We start from the raw sequence: 18,984 nt of genomic DNA on the forward strand, positions 1-18,984 counted from the left end.
TCCTGTAGTTTTCACCCAAACGGATTAGTTCATCCGGTTTGCTGCATCCGCGTTACGTACCGCCTTGCCTTGCATCCATTCGTATAGAATCGGAATCACGACAAAACTGTTGAGCGTGGACGTAATCATGCCGCCGATGACCACAATGCCAAGCACTTGCGAGATGACGGTATCCGAGCTATGCGATAACGCCAGCGGAATCAAAGTCAGGACAGTCGTGCCCGCTGTCATGAATATCGGACGAACCCTGGACAGGCTGCCTTGCATGACGGCTTCCCGAAGTCCCATGCCTTCCTTGCGATTGCGTTCGATTTTATCGATAAGGACGATTCCGTTCGTTACGACGATTCCCGTAAGCATCAGTACGCCGATGAATGCGGCGAGATTCCATTGGCCATGAATGGCGTACAATGCAAGCACGACCCCTGACAATGCCAGCGGAATGCTGATCAGTACGGCCAACGGCGCTTTCCAGCCTTTGAAAACAAAACTGGTGATGAGCAACACTAGCAGAATGGAAATAATGACGGCGATCGTAATTTCAATGATCATTTGCGTCACTTGTTGAGTGATGCCGCCAAGCGAATACGTGACTCCATTCGGGAGCTTCATGTCTTTCAAGGACTTAGAGACTTCTTTTGACACTTTGCTCATGTCGCTGGAAGTGATTTGAACTTGCACGACGGAGAACGGTTGACCGTCGCGTTCTTGAATGGAAGATACCGCATTGCTTTTCTGAATCGATGCAAATTGGTCCATACGATAAGTTTGCCCGTTACTTCCGGTCACAGTTTCGGCCGCCATGGAGGCCAATACTTGTTCAGGGGTATACACGGGTACCGTACGATCGTTTGCAACACCTGATTTAACGGAATCGATATACACGTCGACCGGAATCGTGCCCGTAGACGTTGAAATGTCGAAGTCTTTCGCTTTGGACGTATAACGCGCCAACAGTTTATTGATATCGTCGGGATGAATGCCGTCTTGCAGCGCCTTATCTTTATCAATCGTGATCGCATATTTCGGTATTCCATTCGTCAGATCCGTCTTCCCGGTCACGCTCAAACCTTGAATCGTTACCAGCTTGGCGCGGACTTGCTGAGCCGTGTTTTCCAGCGTAGGCTGATCGGCGCCGGTTAACATGATATTGATCGTGGAATCATCGCCGGCGATGTTCTGATTCGTTACCGTAATCGCCGCGGTACCAGCCACTTGATTCAAATCGGTTTGCAATGCAGGTATGACGGCAGTGACATCCTTTTTGTTGTTCAACAGGATGGACAGATTCGCAACGTTCGGCTGTTGAATGAAACCTCCGCCTTGGTCGAACACATCGTCTGCCGTTGGCGCGAAGGTCGAACCGAACGTAGCGGAATACGAAGCGATCTTAGCATTGTTCTGTAAGACGCCCTCTACACGCTTGACTTCCTTGTCCACTTCGGACAGCGGCGATCCTTTCGGAAGTTCCACTTTGACGGCGATTTGTCCGCTTGCCGTGCTTGGCAGCAGGCTGAACGGCAGCTGCGTTGCGAATATCCCCGCGGCAATAAACAGAAACAGCGAGATGCCGATCACGGTTCGTTTGTGCTTCAATGCGGATTGAAGAAGAGGTTTCATGAGCGGCTCGAGCGTGACCGCTTCCGCCTTCGCTTCTCTCCATCCCATATATGCGAATGCAGGTATCACCAGCATGGCGACAAGGAAGGAAACCCCTAGCGCAATAACGACCGACCAGGCAAAGCCGGAGTATGACGCACCGATGATTCCGCCGACCAAGGCAATCGGTACATATACGGCTACCGTGGTAGCGGTGGAAGCAAAGATGGCCGGAAGCATCTCGACCACCGACGAGGACAACACGCTCAGAACCGGCTTGTCTTTGTTTTCCTGTACCCGTCTATACATGTTGTCCAAAATCACGATCGCGTCATCGACGATTCGTCCCATGGCAACGATAAGTCCAGAGACGGTCAAGATGTTCAGCGTAACCCCCATCGACTTCAAGATCGCAGTCGTAGCCAACAGCGAAATTGGCAGCGTAATTGCAATCAATAGCGTAGAGCGTACATTTCTGAAGAAGAACAATACGCAGAGCATGGAGAACAGGCAGCCCAGCAGCCCTTCACGAACCAGACCCATTAGCGAACCATTCAGATCCTGCGCGCGGTCGGTTTGAAGCGTCATCGCGACATCGCCGCTTTGAACGGCCGAAATGCCGGCTACGCGTTCTTTCACATGTTTGGCGACATCCGTGATCGTTGCCGTAGGCGTCTTGATCACATTGATCATCACGCTTGCTTTGCCATTCGTTCTGGAGACGGTTTTCACATCGGTAAGGGATTGAGAAACCGAAGCAACCGCCGATAATGGGATACTGTTGCCGTCTTTGTTCTTAATCGAAAGATTGTTCAGCTGCTGCTCCGTGAGATTCCATCCTTCAACTCGGATCGGGAACGAAGCTTTCACATTGGCAATGTTCCCTTGCAGGCTCGGTACGTCTGCCGTGATGGATTTATTGAAATCGTCGAGCGTCAAGTTATTCGTCACAAGATCTTTCATGCGCAGGACGACGACATAGCCTCGATTTGCACCGCCGACGGTTTGGACATCCGAGACGCCGGGAACGGATTTCAATTGGTTGACGATGTCGGTTTGCAAGGTGGATTGCAACGTTAGATCGTCTACTTTGCCTTTATTGGCTGTCAGGCTGTAGCTCAATACCGGAAACGTGCTCGACGTTAATCGGGTTACGGCAGGTTTATTGACCCCGTCGGGCAATACGGCATCATTCAATGCCTGCTTGAGCGCGTTCTCCGCTTTGTTCATATCGTAATCCATGGGGTAGTAGATATTCATCAATACCCCGCCGTCATACGAGGTTGTCTCTAAGTTGGTTATTCCGTTGGTCTGACGGATGGCATCCTCGAGAGGTGCAGTTATATCCTTCTTCACTTGATCCGCCTGGTAAGATGATGCACGTAGCGACACCATTAATGTGGTGTTATTGATGCCAGGCAGGTAGTCTCTCTGCATTTGCAAAGCCGAGACTGCCCCCCATCCTAATATAAGCACGACGCAAACTAAAATAATGGTCGAACGTTGCATGACTGATTCGATCATTCGTTTCATGATTGAAGTCTCCTCTCCTGTCTATATAGGGAAAGACTTCGATCCGGGCTATATTGTTCATCGACAGTAAAAAATAAATTCTGGGAATACTGTCTTGAGTTGACCTGCAATCGTCTCGAGTAGATTTATATTGTATAAAGGAGTTCTGAATTAAGAATGAATCGTCTTCAAGGAGTTCTTCACCGCACAAAGATCGGCCCGATATTCTCGATACTTCACCGTTACAAGCTCTTGCAAATCTTGATCCCGGCAGCCGTGATTGCGTTTATTTACTGGGAGGGTAAAAACGAATTCCAACGAATCGATTGGGCCGGTACCCTTCACACGCTTCACCATATGCAACCTGCGACCGTGCTTTTCCTGTTCGGGACTGCCCTGATTGCGGTCGCTGCGGTCAGTGTTTATGATTTTGTGCTTCGGCGTCATTTCCGAATCCCCATCAGTCTCTGGGACACATTTCGTTATGCATGGATCGCAAATACGTCCAATAGCGTAATCGGATTCTCCGGAATCGCAGGAGCGGCATTCCGGACGTTCTTCTATCGAAAACGCAAAGTTCCGATGCAGACGATTACGGCTTCGATCGCTTTCCTCTCCACTATTACAATTACCGGTCTCTCCCTACTCTCCTGGGCGGGCATTTTCGATATATTACCCATGCAGATGGTAATTCGCGTCCATCCGTGGACGATATTCGCTGTATGGGGAACCGCTTTGTATCTGCCTGCCTATGTAGTTCTGCAACGCACGGCGTTCTATGCGAAATGGCTGAATCGAAATTTGCCGCGGATGAACGGGGCTACAATCACGGCCTCGATCAGCGCGTCCTTACTGGAATGGGCGTGCGCAGGAATCTGCTTCTGGCTTATTGGAACTTGTCTGCTTCCCGGTCTCTCACCGGCAGATGCGCTCGGAATCTATACCGTATCGGCGATTACCGGCTTGCTCACGATGGCTCCTGGCGGCATAGGCGGCTTCGATCTGACCGCACTGCTCGGGCTGCAACAGCTTGGTTATCCTGCCGACAAGACTGCTGCCGTCCTCGTTCTCTTCCGTTTGCTCTATTATCTGTTTCCCTGGATGATCGGTCTTATTGTCGCCGCAACCGACGTCGCCATGTACCGCGATAAAACGATCGATCCGGATGACGAGAATTTCGAGAGCGGCTTGAACAGTTGGCAACGAATTTGGCACTTTCCTAACCAGTTTAAATTGGTGGGAGAACTTGGCGTATGGTCGTTAGGCAAATTAGTCTTCGCAAGCGGATTCGTTCTGCTTCTCTCCGCAGCTTTGCCCGGCCTGTTATATCGGTTACATCTTACAGACGAGCTCTTATCCGCTCCGCTTATGAGATTGTCTCATCACTTAAGCGTCATCATCGGACTCTTGTTGATCGTACTTTCCTGGGGGATCTCTCACCGGGTAAAACGCGCGTATCAATTGACGCTCGTCCTTTTGTGCGCTGGTGCCTTATTTACATTCAGCAAGGCATTCGATATCGAAGAAGCCCTCTTCTTGCTTATTGTGGCCTTGTTACTTTGGATATCCCGGGACCGGTTTTACAGAATATCCGCAAGTTTCAGTAGGAAAAGGGCAGCATTGTGGGGGGTGCTTACGCTTGTATTCGGTTATGTCTACGATCTCATCGCTTCGGGAATCCACCCTGCTCTGCCACATCCGGCGACTTCGGAAGCTAAATTAACGTGGTTAATTAACCCGAAGCTTAACGGACTTGTAGCAATCACCGGAATTGTGTTCGCTTGGTTATTGCTTTCGCTCATTCTGCTGCTACGGCCAAGTCGCCTGGTGAACAAGGGAGCCTCCGGAGAAGAACAAGAGAAATTGCGATTATTCCTGGAACACGAGCAAGGAAACTTATTGACGCACGTATTATTTGCCGGTGACAAGAATTTCTTCTGGGCATGCAACGAACGTGTGTTGATTCCTTATTCCATTATTAGAAATAAACTCGTCGTCCTCGGCGACCCCATCGGACCAAAAGAACGGATTAGCGAGGCCATCCAAGAATGTCAGCGTTTTGCGGATCTGTACGATTTATCGGTTGTCTTTTATCAGGTTTCTCCGAGTTACCTTCCCATTTATCATGAAAACGGATATCGTTTTTTCAAATTGGGTGAAGAGGCATTGGTTCCATTAGGTGCATTTACCCTTAGCGGAAAGCGGATGACCAACTTACGAACGGTCAAGAACAGATTTGACCGTGAAGGCTTTTATTTTGAAGTGTCCATGCCGCCTCACGACAATCAATTGCTGGAGAAGCTTCGCCCGATTTCACAGAAATGGCTGAGTGGAAAAAAAGAGAAGAGCTTCTCGCTTGGTTGGTTCGACGAGTCCTACTTGCAGTTGTCTCCTGTAGCTCGCTTGACCGATCCCGCTGGGGAGATGATCGCTTTTGCAACGCTAGCACCTAGCTATGACAATGACAGAAGTATATCAGTCGACCTCATGCGTCATCTTCCGACTACGCCGAACGGAACGATGGATCAATTATTCGTTTGTTTGTTGGAGTGGGCTAAAACCGAGGGGTTTGAAACCTTTAACTTGGGGATGGCTCCTCTCTCCAGCGTTGGACAAGCTCAGGCGGCCATTCGGGAAGAAAAGATTGCGCATGCTGTCTTTAAGCATGGTGGTTACTGGTATGGATTCAGGGGGCTTCGGAAATATAAAGAAAAGTTCTATCCGGTCTGGGAGCCGCGTTATCTTGCCTATCCACGATCGGTATCGTTGCCAATACTGTTGCTGGAGCTAGTTCGGCTCATTGCACGCCGGCCCTAATCGTTTATTCTCACCTTTTGAGGCGTGGTGAATAGGATGACATGTGCCTACTATCTGCCGACCTTGGAGGAAAGTTATGAATTATGTGAATCCTTATTGGAGAGCTCCGTCTCTTGTTCCCATCTGGCTCATCACCCCCCAGCAAGCAGCTGAACTGATTAAGGAGTCTGTACAAGGAGAACGAAGTGACGAACTGTTTTATGATCAGTTGATCAAGATGGCTCCGAATGCGCAGCAAGCTGCCATCATCGCCTCGATAAGAGACGATGAACGGGGTCATAATCGCATGTTTAGGCAAATGTACAAAGATTTAACCGGCTATGAAGTCACAGGGACATTGAACGAAGAAAATCCGATCGTGAACTCGTACATGGACGGCTTGCAGAAAGCGTTCGATGGCGAATTGGCCGCAGTTGAGAAATATAGAAAGATCTGGTTTGGACTCCCGAACGGTATCTATAAGGATACCTTGTACGGCATCATCCTTGATGAACAGAAGCATGCTGCTAAGTATAACAATTTGCTTTTGCGTAATTTAAACACCCGGTTCAATCATGGTACGTGGTCCTACTAAGATATCAGAGCCGTAACAAAACCCGGCGTAATAACCGGGTTTTGTTCGGATTGAATGATGCGGTCATGCACTTTCAGTTGTCTGTCCCTTAAACGTTTATTTACTATAGAACAATTCTCATATTATAATACACAGTATACAAGTCGGATTTGAAAGGTTTTGAGTTTATGTCACTCTTAAGCAAATTAATTCAAGAAAAATGCCCGATCTGCGGCGAGACCCTCTCCGCTGATAAATCTAACTCGTTTATTTCTCATATCGTAAAGTCCTGTCCGAATGAACATTACGAAAAAGAATTTATTCCTGCATTAGAGGGATATGTCGAGCACTACAAGGCTCCAATAAAGTAATTAAAATTAAACACCAATAATACTTGAATTAAAAAAATCATTAGCCGATAGGCTAATGATTTTTTAATATCTCGAACGAATTTAGCGGCTTTTGACCAATAACTCCACCGCTTGTTTGACCAGTTTGCCAGTATCTCCACCAGCTTCTTTTTCCTCAGTAATACACTGCTCCAGGTTTACTGCAACGATGTAAGCGATCGCTTTATCCGCTGCGCTTCTGACGGCGGATAACTGGGCTACGACATCCTTGCAGTGTTGTTCTTCCTCCATCATTTTCAAAACGCCGCGTATCTGCCCTTCAACTCGCTTTAATCTTCGTTTTACATCATCATCGTATTGCATTGGATTACCTCCGAATCCGAATAAGGTGCGAGTATTATATCATTGATCACATTAAATAAATAAATTCACTTTTGCATCCGTGGCATCTCCCAAATATGCAGCGACGCCTGCGTATTCGATGCCTTCCATTAGTTCTTCCTTCTGCAAACCGAGCAAGTCCATTGTCATGGTGCACGCCACTAATTTAACTCCCTGCTCTTTCGCCAATTCAATAAGTTCCGGGAGTGACAGCGCATTATGCTTCTTCATGACATGCTTGATCATTTTAGGTCCCATTCCGCCAAAATTCATTTTCGATAAACCCAGTTTATTGGGCCCGCGAGGCATCATTTTCGCAAACATGGTTTCCAGGAACCCTTTTTTGACTACTGCTTGTTCATCATTGCGAAGCGCGTTCAGTCCCCAGAATGTGAAGAAAATGGTTACTTCTTGGTCATATGCTGCCGCACCGTTAGCGATAATGAATGCTGCAATAGCTTTATCTAGTTCTCCGCTAAACAGAACTATCGTCGTTTTTTCTTTGTTTTCCGTCAAGAGTTTATCGTCCCTTCTTCATTTTACATATACGAGTATGGGTATTCAATATGTTCAAAAAAAATTGCACTCAGGCTTTTTTAATCCAAAACTTGTATACTCCGTTTTCCTCTGTAGCACTTAATAATTCATGTCCTGTACTTTTAGCCCAAGCCGCGAGATCGTTTTTAGCACCTTTATCCGTCGCATGCACTTCTAATACTTGACCTGATTGAAGTCCGTCAATCGACTTTTTTGTTCTTACAATCGGCAATGGACAAGCCATGCCTTTAGCGTCCAACACTTTATCGCTGTTCATTGTTTTTCCTCCTTATTTATCGTGAACTGCACAGCGGTTCGGGCCAATTTCCATTTCACGCTGTTCTTCTACAGTTGGAGCTATTTTTCCCATATTGGCTTTACGAATCTCTTGGTATGAATTCGGTTGAGGCGGCAAGTTTTCAGATACTGTTCGGCGGAATTCGCTCTCATCTTCTATATTCAGTCCTGGATTTTCGCTATATAGGGTACCTAAGCGACCGGATACAAGTCCGCCTTTGCCAAGTTCGGTTACTTTTCCGAAATGAGCAGGAAGTACAATCAATTCTTCAGAAAGTTCTTTATAGCGGCTGTACAGGGTATCACGAAGATCTCCTGCCCAATCTTCCGCAAGTCCTGCCAAATCGGGACGGCCAATCGACTCGATGAAGAGAATATCTCCAGTCAAGATATACTTATTATCTATAATGAAGGATGTCGATCCTATGGTGTGTCCCGGTGTATAGATAGGCTGTACCTTAATGGTTTCTTGACCGACCGTAATGTCTTTGCCCTCCGCCAGTTCTTCATACTCAAACGTTACTTCCTTTGCATCTTTTGGCGGCAAATGATAAGAAGCCGCGTACATCTGAGCCAGTGCTCTACCTCCAGAGATGTGATCAGCGTGAAGATGAGTATCGATCGCGTGAACGAGCTTTACGCTATTTTCTTGCATAAATCGCTCATATTGATCAATCATGCGGCTAGTATCGATAAGTGCTGCTTCCCCGTTCGAGAGCACCATATAAGACAAGCAGCCTTTTCCGATACGCACAAATTGATAAAGCTCGCCTCCACCGGACAGATCAGCTACCTTAACAGGCTCTAGGTATTCGCTCCACGATTTCATACCGCCTTCAAGATAGGAAACGCGGTTTAAACCAGCTTCAGCGAGTTGTTCAGCAACAAAAATGGACGAGCCCTCTTTAGCACATACCACTACAACCGGCTTACCGGCTGGGATTTTATCCAATGCAGGAGTAATATCATCCAATAAATCAAAGTAAGGAATATTGACGATCTCTACGTTGATGCCATCAATTTTCCAATCACTAAAATCCGACTCGTTTCGAACATCCAGGATAAACAAATCTTCTTTGTTAAGAATCATTTTTGTAAGAACTTTTGCGGATACTTTCTGGGTCTCCATAGCTGTCATTTCCATCCCCCTAGTCCTTTTCGATTTCTCCTGTCCATTCATTCATCCCTTGAACAGCATTTATCACTTGCATAAAGCCATTCTCCATTAAATAGTGGCAAGCAATATCACTGCGGTTACCGCTGCGGCAAACTAGAACATATTCCTGACTTGGATCAAGCTCATCGATCCGCCCTTCAAGGTCTCCCAATGGGACAGACATAGCTCCAGGTATCCGACAGAAAGCATACTCAGCTGGCTCACGCACATCTATAATGTTTAACGCTTTACCCTCTGAAAGTTTTTTTCGGAGTTCCTCATTGTAAATCGTATGCGGAAATTTACGTTCTTCCTTGGTTTCTGTTGGATCCGATTTACGGATGTAATGTCGGAAAACGCCGTTATCTTCCTTCAATCCGATATATTGCTGGCCGGTGCGCTTTGTCCAGCTTTGCAGATCAGCTACAGAACCGCTGTCAGTTGCGCGTACTTCTAACACTTCACCTGTTTTCATCTCTTCCATCGCTTGCTTAGTACGAACCACCGGCAGCGGACATGCCAGACCTTCGCATTCCAATGTTCGGTCGACTTTCAAAGTAGGCATTCAGTTGTCCTCCTCAAATTAAAATAAGATTGAAATCCAAATTTTCATGACGGTAGCTGTGATTAATCCGGCCAAGATCCATTGAAGAATCTTGGTGTTGATATTTTTACTTATTTTCGCTCCAATTGGTGACGCAATAGTGCTGGCAATAATCAGGACTAAAGATGGTAACAATAACATATGTCCACCCATTAGTTTTCCCGTCGTTGATCCAATTGAAGAAACAAATGTAATTGCGAGCGAAGAAGCAATTGCAACCCTTGTCGGGATTTTAAGTACGACAAGCATGACAGGGACCGTTATGAATGCGCCAGCAGCCCCTACGATTCCAGAAGCCGTACCGATTATTAAAGCTAACGTAATGGCTAGAGGTTTTTTAAATGTCAATTGGTTTACATCTTGTGCGTCAATCCCTTTTTTCGGCAGAAACATCATAACAGCCGCAATCAGAGCTAAAATGGCATATACGATATTGATTACGGAACTTGGTAGTGTATTAGAGACAAAGCTTCCTAAGAAGCTTCCAGTGATTATGGCAATGCCCATGTAAAGAACTAAGGTTTTATTGACAAGCCCTCCCTTTCGGAAGACGAGCATTCCCATGAAACTTGCGAAGAAAACTTGAACTGCGCTGATTGCTGTTACTTCCTGCACGGTAAAAGCCGTAAATCCGAGAGCTGATGGAATAAAGAGCAGCATCGGGTAGTTAATAATTGAACCGCCGATCCCCACCATACCGGAAATGAATGAGCCCAAGAAGCCAATAACGAATATCGTCATAATCCACGCCAAATCCATGGGGCTCCTGCCTTTCTAAATTTAAAATGCTCGCACCTTGCATACCCCACGGGGTATGATTTTAAGCAAAAAAAATTTCCGGATTTCGATCAAAGACTTTGAATACCTCCTTTTCGTTTTATACACATACCCGTATAGGTATGACAATAATATAATAAACTTTTGCTTTTTAGTCAACACTACGCGATGAGAAAGTCATAAACTCGGTCATCGTCGCTCACACCTATCCGCCTCGTACAAAAGCCCGGACGATCTCAAATCGCCGGGCTTCTTTTATAGCCACTACCTGAATGGAAAGGACTCCCTTACCTCTTTGGATAGGATCGTGCATATCTCATGATCGTCTTAAACACTTTTGGATCCTCGTGTTTCTTGAAGATATACGGATCAGGACTCGTATTCACTTCAAGTATCCAGGGATGCAAGGTTTTATCCAGCGCCACATCAAGCCCGATAACGTAAACGCCCGGAAATGCAGATTTCATCGCTCTCCCGACTCGAACGCCTAGTTTCGAGAGAGATTTCAACAAGCTTTTTGGTTTACTCGTATGCGGAGTCAATAACCGGTTTGCCTGGACTAACCTTCCGCCATTATGGAAATTAGTCACGATTTTGTTTTTGGCTGCAACCCTGCCAATAATCCCCGTTGTCTTCCACCTTCGATCTGGAGAATATTGAACCATGACACGAAGGTCAAATCTCCCCCCTTGATGCTTGAGCAGATGAATGCCCTTCTGCACCAAGTACCGCTTTCCGCCAGTGTGACGTAAAATGGATTTATACATAGCATCGTAGCTTACGAATGTATGGATCTTTGCCCCTTTTTGAAACTTATAACCACCTGACCTGCACTCAACCCGCATAACACCATTTCCGAACGTTCCAATTTCGGGCTTAACATATACCATATTATAGCGTTTCAACTTATTGAATAACGACGACTTAGTCATTCTGCGCGTATCGGGCACATGATCTTCGATTGCTGCATATTTGCGTATTGCCTCTGTTTTAACCCACTTACTATATACGTGTCGTGACATTTCTCATCTCCTATTCTATAACATGTCATGCCCCTGACTTGATATTAGGTGACTGAATTCCTGCAACAATTTATTCAGCTTACTCGTTTTAAAACTGGACTTTTGCTTAATAATTATAAATTTAAGAATATCGGACGATCTGTTTATCAAAGAAGAACAAAAAATGCCGTTTGAATGATTTCATTCATTTTTGTTATTCCCTTCCATACTCTGGATGATCTCCTCTTCACAATCGAAACAAACTTTCACGGTGAACTTCTCTGAACCCGCATTTTTAAATTGGCCAGGGAAAGCCGTGATCCATTTAATCTGTTTACATAAAGGACAAAAGATTTGAACCGATATCTTCTGCATAATCTATCCCCCATCAGCGATCCCCTGGAACCGGCTTTTTATCTTTTCCTGCAGATCTTTCGAAGACCCAGACGAGTCCTCCTACGGCCAGGCTCGAGACGACAGCAATAATTGTAGATCCTCCCGCATGCAGGAACAGGACCGGAACCCAGATCATCCCGAGCGAACGATGCACGACGCGCATCCATTTGTTCCTGACCTTATTGATAAAATAACCATACCCGGCTAACGCAAGCAAAATTGTAAAACTAGCCAAACCGGAATAAATCTTGTTGTCATGAATCTTCGTAAACAGAAAATAGATCCCATGAATGGCTATGATGATGAGGGTAAACCAACCTAACGATTTATGCATGGCATGAAGCAGCTTTCCGACTTTCCGGATCCATATTAATGGCGACTTCTGCTTCCTCTTGAACCAAATCCACGAAAAGCCGGCAGCCCCCGAATACAGGGCGACTGTGCCTAACGTCGAAAAATAACCGCCATATCGACCTTCGCCTTCAGCAGGACGATGCGTACTTTCACGCAACGCTCCTTGATCTACGCCATGCGGACGAGCGTGAAGCGCTTCTCCTCGGTGCGAGAGTTCAACATTGGAATAGATAACGACAAGAATCAGAGCTGTTACAACCGCTATAAATGCTGGAATCCAAACCTTTTTGCTTTTGCTCATAATAATCTCCCGTAACGTTTTTTGAGGTTCATGGCTTGTGGAATGACGGTTCATCCAGGAATGGCTTTGACTCCGTTTCAGACAACAGTATAATGGAGGAATATTAAAATTCGCTTTAAATCGATCATGGTTCATACATGTACATCCAGGCGAAAGGCAGTGAACGATATGCGCATGCTCGTAGTCGAAGACGATGCTACGCTCCTCCGGATTATCCGTGACGTTTTCGAAGGTGAATCTTTTTTGACGGACGGTGCGGAGACTGGTGACGAGGGTTATTTCTTGGCTGAACAAGCGATTCATGATTTGATCGTTCTGGATGTGATGCTGCCCGGGATGAGCGGCCTTGAAATCATAAGTAAATTAAGAGCCAAATCGATACGCGTCCCGATTATTTTATTGACGGCCAGAGACGCCATTAATGATCGCGTTGCGGGCTTGGACGCGGGAGCCGATGACTATCTAACAAAGCCGTTCGCTGTATCGGAATTGTTGGCGCGGGCACGAGCTGTTCTAAGAAGGAAAGGCACCATCGGTCTTGAAGGGGAGATGACATGCGGAGTTATTCGAATCGTTCCTTCTGCCCGAGAGGCGTTTAACGGAGATACCCCGCTGCTCCTGACAGCCACGGAGTATAAACTGCTTGAGTTTTTCCTGGGCCATAAGAATCAGATTCTAACCCGTGAACAGATCTTCGATCGCATTTGGGGGTTCGATTCGGGATCAGCCACGACGGCAGTCGATGTATACGTGCACCTTTTACGCAAGAAGCTCAGCGCAGTCGGCGCCGGCAACATCCTTCAGACAGTGCGAGGGATTGGTTATCTTGTTAAAGGAGACACCGATGTTCAATAACGTTCGCAGACGATTAGTCGTTCTTAATGCCGCGGTGATCCTGCTAGCACTCACGATGCTAAGCTCACTCATTTATTTTCATATGCACTATCGGTTATACCATGATACTGACGAAATCTTGAAAATGGCGGAAAGACGAGTCCAATCCTTTCAGAACCTCCCGGAAATGCTCCGAACTGGCCGGTCGGATCCTAATCAAGACGAAACGACAACGTACTTATTCTGGAATGCGGAGGGCAACCTGATTGGGCAATTACCTGTGCAATCCTTCTCTCCGGATATTACATATCATTTTAAACTTTCATCGACTACGTCGGAGCTGCGAACGGTGAATGCAGACAAACGAACCTATAGGGTCTTACAATTTCCGGCCATGCAAAAGCAGGAGACCATTGTCTCCATCGGAATCGTAAGGAGCCTCGAAGATGCCAAGAGCACGCTCCATTCCTTGATGTGGGATATCTCGTTAGCCATCATCGCAGGCGTGGTCATTTCCATCTTCAGCGGGATATTTCTAGCCGGTCGGGCGCTAGTCCCGATTCGAAATTCCTGGGAAAATCAACAGCGATTCGTTGCGGATGCTTCTCATGAACTACGTACGCCGACCGCTGTCATTCTTGCCCAGACTGAGCTTCTTCTTCGCCATCCCTCTCATTCGATCGAACAGGAAAGCCCGCATATTGCAGTCATATTAAAAGAAAGCAAACGGATGAACAGACTTCTGAGCGACTTGTTGACTCTTGCCCGTACCGACTCTAACCAGTTACAACTTCAACGGTCTGTCATCGCCTTGGATGTTGTATTACAAGAATTGATCGAACATTTCCGGTTATTGTCCGTTACGAAAGAAATCGATATCGGCAGCGATCTTCAAACTCCCCTGTCCTTGGTCGGGGACGAAGGGCGGATTCGCCAGCTCCTGATCATCCTGTTGGATAATGCGCTTAAATTCACGCCTCCGTATGGGCATATCGAAATCATCGGGCGATATCGCTCCGATTTCGTATATATTTGCGTTAAAGACAATGGCTGCGGCATAGCAGAGGCGGATCTCCCTTATGTATTCGACCGGTTTTATCGCGGGGACAAAGCCCGATCCAGAGCCGAAGGAGGAACAGGGCTAGGTCTGTCCATCGCAAAATGGATCGTAAATGCGCATGGCGGGATGATCCGAATCGACTCGACTGTAAACCTAGGCACCAGCGTAGAGCTGTTTTTACCTAGAAAGTAAACGGAATGGCTTTGTTAAATCCGTGCCATTCAGTTCAATTGGAGGTTAAAAAATGATAGAACAGATTACGGTTGCGGCCAACCCCGCCTATCCCTTGGAAGGAATTCTAACGCTGCCTGATTCTCAGATTGAAAAAGCTCCAGCAGTTGTGTTGGTACACGGTTCCGGCACTTTGGATAAAGATGAAACCATTGGCGCAAACAAGGTTTTTCGAGACCTTGCGGATGGACTTGCAAAGCGAGGGATTGCTTCGATTCGATACGACAAGCGCACCTTCGCTTATGGCAAGCAGATGGTTCAAGAACTCGGCGGCAAACTTTCGGTCAAAGAAGAGGTCTTAGAGGACGCGGTTGCAGCTGTCAAGTTGCTAAAAAACGATCCCCGGGTAGATGCAAACCGAATTTTCATTATCGGACACAGTTTAGGCGGGGCACTTGCGCCAAGAATGGATGCGGAAGGCGAAGACGTGGCAGGATTCATCATCCTAGCCGGCACACCGCGAACGCTGGATGAAGTTATCCTCAACCAAAATGAAGATGCAATCAAACAGCTGGATGCGTCCCAGCAACAAATAGCCTTGGCGCAGGTAAAAGATTTGCAAACCAAGTTCGATGCTATACCTGAAATGACGGTCGAGGTTGCGCAGCAGACCATTTTGTTTGGCTCCGTTTATGCTTGGTATTTCAAGGAAATGAATCAACATCCCCTTAAGAATTATATAGCTCAAAACAAAAAACCGATTTTTATCGCACAGGGCGATAAGGATGTACAGGTATCGGTTGAAAAAGATTTCAATCGCTACCGGGAGCTGTTGAACGACCATCCCGATGTCACATTCAAGCTTTATCCCGGTTTGAACCATCTCTTTATGAAAGCCGCGTTTGGTACGTTAAAAGACATTTGGAATGAATATAACATTCCACAAACCGTGGACGGGACTGTGTTAACGGATATCGCAGAATGGATATTGGCACAATAATAACCAAGGAAAAACCGCCCTTTAACGGGGCGGTTTTTCTTTTGGTTAAAACAACATTAATTTTTCACATAGCCTACTGAATATACGAAATTAGACTCCCTCCTACGATCCCTGCGATTACGATCAGCCATGGAGGCAGCTTCCAAAACACCAACATGCCGAATAAAACGACGGCAAGCACAAAGTCTTCTGTCGAAAGGATCGCCGAAGTCCAAATCGGGTTATACAACGCCGCTAGCAGAATACCCACGACCGCTGCATTGACGCCTGTCAGCGCACCTCGCATATTAGCGCTCCCACGTATGCGATTCCAGAAAGGCAATGCTCCGACAATGAGAAGAAACGCCGGCAGAAATATAGCGATCGTAGCGAGCACGGCGCCCCAAACTCCCCGAATCATAGCCCCAAGGTATGTTGCGAATGTAAATAATGGGCCGGGTACGGCTTGTGCCGCGCCATAACCGGCTAGAAAGTCTTGTTTACTGATCCAGCCTGCAGGAACGACTTCCTTCTCAAGTAGTGGCAGCACCACATGCCCGCCTCCGAATACGAGTGCACCCGACCGATAAAAGCTATCGGCAATTGCAAGCCAAGGATTATCGGTCAATCGATTCAACAATGGCAGACCGGCTAATAGGCCGAGAAACAGAATCAAACAACCGGCGGCTACCCCTTTATTCACTGGAATAACCAACTCCGATGCTGCAGGCGCTTCTTTATGACGATAGAGCAAGATGCCGATTAAAGCTGCGAATACGATCAGCATGACCTGACTTAACGCCGCAGGCAGCAGCAAGGTTAAGACCATCGTACCAATGGCTATACTCGCTCTGTTTCGATCCGGCGTTAACGTTTTCCCCATGCCGTAGACGCCTTGGGCCACGATGGAGACGGCCACAATCTTCAATCCGTGCACCCAGCCTGCATTACCAATATCAAACCCTTGTAATAACAAAGCAAATAGAAGGAGCGCAATAACGGAGGGAAGGGTAAACCCGAGCCAAGCGATCGCTCCGCCGGTTATACCGGCTCGAATAATTCCGATCCCCATTCCTACTTGACTGCTTGAAGGTCCGGGCAAAAACTGACATAGCGCCACGAGTTCCGCATAGGCTCGTTCGTCCATCCACTTCCTCTTCTTAATATATTCGTTCTGAAAATAAACAAGGTGAGCAATAGGGCCTCCGAAAGAAGTCAGCCCTAACTTCGTCGAGACCATCCCTACTTCCAGCAACGTCCGTAGATTCGCTTTCGATAGGTACGGATTCCGTGCGTTTGTGCGATCCATATTCAAGCTTGTTCTCCCTTCTATTCTTCCATCGTGTGCACCAGAGATAAAGGTATCGTAACACCTTCAGTTACGGGAGTATTGTGAAAAAATTGTAAATCAGCTCGTATTACTGCCGAAAAATTCGTTATCTGGAAAATGGCAGCCGAAATGTCTCTGACTTATGACGGCTATCTAAGCAGATATGTTCCTGTCATCCGTCAATTCCATGCGAATCCGAAACGAACACGAACGGCCGCGTCCGTGTCACGAACTGGAAGCCGAGCTTGCGCAGAATCGGCGCGGATGTTGGCAGCGCATCGACGAATGCATGCGTCCGGCCACGATCGCGGGATTCCCGCAGCCTCGATGCGACCAGCGAAGTGAAGTGGCCTTGCCGCCGGTGGGCGGTCTTGGTGCGGCCCCCGGATAATTCGGCGTACGTGCCGCCGTCTCGGAAATAAACCCGCCCGCAGGCGACGGGCTCGCCGTCCGCGTAAGCGATGTGGATGCTCATCTCGTCCGTGCCCGCTTGTACTTGCAGAGCCAGCGCGAGCCGCTCTTCCTCCGCGTTTCTCCTGCCAATCTCGCGGGAAATCTCGGCGTAGTCCGCTAGGCTGCCTTCGTCCCGAACGATCTTGATCTCGTGCCTTCCGGCGTCATCGAAGGCGGCAAGCGATGCCTCGTCCAGCGCCAGAACCAGCACTTCCTCCTCGTCGGCGGGCACGAACCCTGCGGCGACGAGCCGCTCTGGCAGGTCTTCGGGAGCATCGTGGCCGTAGTGCTTCCACTCAAGGGTATAACCGCCGGCTGCAGCGGAATCTCGTTCCCGGCAGATCAGTCCATCGATTTCCTCCGGTGGGCAATTGGCGATCACGATCCTGCAGTCCGATCCGTTCTCGGAACGCTCGACGACTGCGTCGCCGCCGGCAGACAGCGCGCCCGTCGCACGGCGCTCCGCATCCAGGCCCGCCAGGATGTCGGATCTCGCAAATTCGTTCATGTCTCGGCGCACTCCTTTGCCTATCTCTGTTACGCTCTGCGTTCCGGCAGCACGTTTAATTCCATCGCTGCTAGTTAAGACGTGCCAGCAGATCATTCAATATTCGACGAGAAGATGAAAATTCCTGTACCGAAGACGCCGGTGCCCCCTCGTTCAATAAAGATGTCGACTGTATTTGCTTGGCTTCTAAAGACCCCTACCATGCCCCAGAGTTGGATTCGAATATCGTTTACGTTCGGAGTCCCTAACGCGTTAACCGTTCGAAGTCCGATATCGCCGTATAAAGTAGGCGTTGTCGTTAATGGTTCCGTGCCGGAAGTGGACGAATTTAGAGGGCAATGCTCTCGATAAGCATCCACACGCCCAGGAGTCCCAGTACGATGCCTGATATTTTCTCTGCCCACTCTCCGAGGAAACGTTTTATTTTGGCGCCGAATGTTATGCCGATCATGGAGAACGCGAAGGATTGGGCCGCGATCAGCAGGATCGTAAGCACGATCGGCAATTGCATCAATCCGGCGGTAAAACCAACCGCAAGCTCGTCCAGGCTAATGCCGATAGCCACCGATAATAACGCCCATCTGGCCAGCGGCTGATCAAGTGCTTTGCTTTCGTCCTCGTCCCCGTCGAACAGCAGAAAATAGATCGCCACGCCGATTAACAATAACGCGCCAATCGCGGATATCGCACCATCGAAAAAATGTCCGAGCGCTCCTCCGATAATCATTCCGGCAATCGGCATGAGGGCTTCGGTCGCAGCGAATAGCAGCGCGATCTTCATCCTGTCGCGCGGTTCTTTCCTTAAGCCCAACGAAGCCGATACGATTAGCGCGTCGAAACCGAGCGACAAGGTCAAGGCCCAGACGAATAACGTTTCCATCATCGCATTCTCCTTCTTCCGTTCCTTATTCCTCAATTTATTCGACAGGATATCTTCATAGTACAAGCGCGGAATAAGATCGCCGCCGTCGTGAGAACCTAACGAAAAGATTTAAAAACATCCATTAAAGGCTG

General features: G+C 47.7%; 17 protein-coding genes. 5 read left to right on the forward strand and 12 right to left on the reverse strand.

Going from position 1 to position 18,984, the window contains the following annotated elements:
* Positions 1 to 24 precede the first annotated feature (24 nt).
* Complete coding sequence (locus GZH47_RS01120; RefSeq protein WP_162638140.1) at positions 25 to 3,132, reverse strand: efflux RND transporter permease subunit; 3,108 nt, start codon at positions 3,130 to 3,132, stop codon at positions 25 to 27.
* Between the two features lie 156 nt (positions 3,133 to 3,288).
* Between GZH47_RS01120 and mprF the strand changes: the two genes are divergently transcribed.
* Positions 3,289 to 5,928, forward strand: a complete 2,640-nt coding sequence (gene mprF, locus GZH47_RS01125) for a bifunctional lysylphosphatidylglycerol flippase/synthetase MprF (protein WP_162638141.1) — start codon at positions 3,289 to 3,291, stop codon at positions 5,926 to 5,928.
* Between the two features lie 76 nt (positions 5,929 to 6,004).
* Complete coding sequence (locus GZH47_RS01130) at positions 6,005 to 6,502, forward strand: ferritin family protein (protein ID WP_162638142.1); 498 nt, start codon at positions 6,005 to 6,007, stop codon at positions 6,500 to 6,502.
* A 431-nt stretch (positions 6,503 to 6,933) separates the two neighbouring features.
* On the opposite strand, the gene GZH47_RS01135 is transcribed toward GZH47_RS01130, so the two are convergent.
* From GZH47_RS01135 to GZH47_RS01170, 8 genes are all read right to left on the reverse strand, one after another.
* Entirely contained in the window at positions 6,934 to 7,194 is a 261-nt protein-coding gene (locus tag GZH47_RS01135) for a metal-sensitive transcriptional regulator (RefSeq protein ID WP_162638143.1), read from the reverse strand.
* Positions 7,195 to 7,245: 51 nt separating this feature from the next.
* On the reverse strand, positions 7,246 to 7,728 hold the full coding sequence (locus tag GZH47_RS01140; protein ID WP_162638144.1) for a DsrE/DsrF/DrsH-like family protein: 483 nt from the start codon (positions 7,726 to 7,728) through the stop codon (positions 7,246 to 7,248).
* 70 nt (positions 7,729 to 7,798) lie between these two features.
* Entirely contained in the window at positions 7,799 to 8,026 is a 228-nt protein-coding gene (locus tag GZH47_RS01145; protein WP_162638145.1) for a sulfurtransferase TusA family protein, read from the reverse strand.
* A 12-nt stretch (positions 8,027 to 8,038) separates the two neighbouring features.
* On the reverse strand, positions 8,039 to 9,175 hold the full coding sequence (locus GZH47_RS01150; RefSeq protein ID WP_225446614.1) for an MBL fold metallo-hydrolase: 1,137 nt from the start codon (positions 9,173 to 9,175) through the stop codon (positions 8,039 to 8,041).
* A 19-nt stretch (positions 9,176 to 9,194) separates the two neighbouring features.
* Positions 9,195 to 9,767 (reverse strand): sulfurtransferase TusA family protein, encoded by a 573-nt coding sequence (locus tag GZH47_RS01155; protein ID WP_162638147.1) that lies wholly within the window; start codon positions 9,765 to 9,767, stop codon positions 9,195 to 9,197.
* An 18-nt stretch (positions 9,768 to 9,785) separates the two neighbouring features.
* Complete coding sequence (locus GZH47_RS01160; protein WP_162638148.1) at positions 9,786 to 10,565, reverse strand: sulfite exporter TauE/SafE family protein; 780 nt, start codon at positions 10,563 to 10,565, stop codon at positions 9,786 to 9,788.
* A 305-nt stretch (positions 10,566 to 10,870) separates the two neighbouring features.
* Positions 10,871 to 11,605: a YheC/YheD family protein gene (locus tag GZH47_RS01165; protein ID WP_162638149.1), complete on the reverse strand. Its 735-nt coding sequence runs from the start codon at positions 11,603 to 11,605 to the stop codon at positions 10,871 to 10,873.
* Between the two features lie 367 nt (positions 11,606 to 11,972).
* Positions 11,973 to 12,635, reverse strand: coding sequence for a hypothetical protein (locus tag GZH47_RS01170; protein WP_162638150.1), 663 nt, complete (start codon positions 12,633 to 12,635; stop codon positions 11,973 to 11,975).
* Positions 12,636 to 12,803: 168 nt separating this feature from the next.
* On the opposite strand from GZH47_RS01170, the gene GZH47_RS01175 reads away from it, so the two are divergent.
* From GZH47_RS01175 to GZH47_RS01185, 3 genes are read left to right on the forward strand one after another with little or no spacing between them, the layout of a single operon-like run.
* The gene (locus GZH47_RS01175; protein WP_162645014.1) at positions 12,804 to 13,490 is read left to right on the forward strand and encodes a response regulator transcription factor; all 687 of its coding nucleotides are present in this window, start codon (positions 12,804 to 12,806) and stop codon (positions 13,488 to 13,490) included.
* Entirely contained in the window at positions 13,480 to 14,721 is a 1,242-nt protein-coding gene (locus GZH47_RS01180) for a sensor histidine kinase (protein ID WP_162638151.1), read from the forward strand. Before GZH47_RS01175 ends, GZH47_RS01180 begins: the two co-directional genes overlap by 11 nt.
* 52 nt (positions 14,722 to 14,773) lie before the next feature.
* The gene (locus tag GZH47_RS01185; protein ID WP_162638152.1) at positions 14,774 to 15,700 is read left to right on the forward strand and encodes an alpha/beta hydrolase family protein; all 927 of its coding nucleotides are present in this window, start codon (positions 14,774 to 14,776) and stop codon (positions 15,698 to 15,700) included.
* 73 nt (positions 15,701 to 15,773) lie between these two features.
* Here the strand turns inward: GZH47_RS01185 and GZH47_RS01190 are convergent, their stop codons facing one another.
* The 3 genes from GZH47_RS01190 to GZH47_RS01200 all read right to left on the reverse strand — a co-directional run bounded on the left by GZH47_RS01190 (position 15,774) and on the right by GZH47_RS01200 (position 18,853).
* A complete protein-coding gene (locus tag GZH47_RS01190) occupies positions 15,774 to 16,988 on the reverse strand; it encodes a chromate transporter (RefSeq protein WP_162645015.1) in 1,215 nt (404 codons plus the stop codon).
* A gap of 193 nt (positions 16,989 to 17,181) precedes the next feature.
* Positions 17,182 to 17,970 (reverse strand): GNAT family N-acetyltransferase, encoded by a 789-nt coding sequence (locus GZH47_RS01195; RefSeq protein ID WP_225446313.1) that lies wholly within the window; start codon positions 17,968 to 17,970, stop codon positions 17,182 to 17,184.
* Positions 17,971 to 18,298: 328 nt separating this feature from the next.
* Entirely contained in the window at positions 18,299 to 18,853 is a 555-nt protein-coding gene (locus tag GZH47_RS01200; protein WP_162638153.1) for a manganese efflux pump MntP, read from the reverse strand.
* Positions 18,854 to 18,984 lie beyond the last annotated feature (131 nt).

Origin of the sequence: Paenibacillus rhizovicinus (assembly GCF_010365285.1) — a bacterium.
GTDB classification, from domain to species: domain Bacteria; phylum Bacillota; class Bacilli; order Paenibacillales; family Paenibacillaceae; genus Paenibacillus_Z; species Paenibacillus_Z rhizovicinus.

Excerpts from the sequence above, each read along its gene's own strand:
- GZH47_RS01180 (WP_162638151.1), top strand. The coding sequence starts at position 13,480 with ATGTTCAATAACGTTCGCAGACGATTAGTCGTTCTTAATGCCGCGGTG.
- mprF (WP_162638141.1), top strand. The coding sequence starts at position 3,289 with ATGAATCGTCTTCAAGGAGTTCTTCACCGCACAAAGATCGGCCCGATA.
- GZH47_RS01175 (WP_162645014.1), top strand. The coding sequence starts at position 12,804 with ATGCGCATGCTCGTAGTCGAAGACGATGCTACGCTCCTCCGGATTATC.
- GZH47_RS01145 (WP_162638145.1), bottom strand. The coding sequence starts at position 8,026 with ATGAACAGCGATAAAGTGTTGGACGCTAAAGGCATGGCTTGTCCATTG.
- GZH47_RS01120 (WP_162638140.1), bottom strand. The coding sequence starts at position 3,132 with ATGAAACGAATGATCGAATCAGTCATGCAACGTTCGACCATTATTTTA.
- GZH47_RS01165 (WP_162638149.1), bottom strand. The coding sequence starts at position 11,605 with ATGTCACGACACGTATATAGTAAGTGGGTTAAAACAGAGGCAATACGC.
- GZH47_RS01195 (WP_225446313.1), bottom strand. The coding sequence starts at position 17,970 with ATGAACGAATTTGCGAGATCCGACATCCTGGCGGGCCTGGATGCGGAG.
- GZH47_RS01190 (WP_162645015.1), bottom strand. The coding sequence starts at position 16,988 with ATGGATCGCACAAACGCACGGAATCCGTACCTATCGAAAGCGAATCTA.
- GZH47_RS01135 (WP_162638143.1), bottom strand. The coding sequence starts at position 7,194 with ATGCAATACGATGATGATGTAAAACGAAGATTAAAGCGAGTTGAAGGG.
- GZH47_RS01200 (WP_162638153.1), bottom strand. The coding sequence starts at position 18,853 with ATGATGGAAACGTTATTCGTCTGGGCCTTGACCTTGTCGCTCGGTTTC.
- GZH47_RS01150 (WP_225446614.1), bottom strand. The coding sequence starts at position 9,175 with ATGGAGACCCAGAAAGTATCCGCAAAAGTTCTTACAAAAATGATTCTT.
- GZH47_RS01155 (WP_162638147.1), bottom strand. The coding sequence starts at position 9,767 with ATGCCTACTTTGAAAGTCGACCGAACATTGGAATGCGAAGGTCTGGCA.
- GZH47_RS01170 (WP_162638150.1), bottom strand. The coding sequence starts at position 12,635 with ATGAGCAAAAGCAAAAAGGTTTGGATTCCAGCATTTATAGCGGTTGTA.
- GZH47_RS01185 (WP_162638152.1), top strand. The coding sequence starts at position 14,774 with ATGATAGAACAGATTACGGTTGCGGCCAACCCCGCCTATCCCTTGGAA.
- GZH47_RS01130 (WP_162638142.1), top strand. The coding sequence starts at position 6,005 with ATGAATTATGTGAATCCTTATTGGAGAGCTCCGTCTCTTGTTCCCATC.
- GZH47_RS01160 (WP_162638148.1), bottom strand. The coding sequence starts at position 10,565 with ATGGATTTGGCGTGGATTATGACGATATTCGTTATTGGCTTCTTGGGC.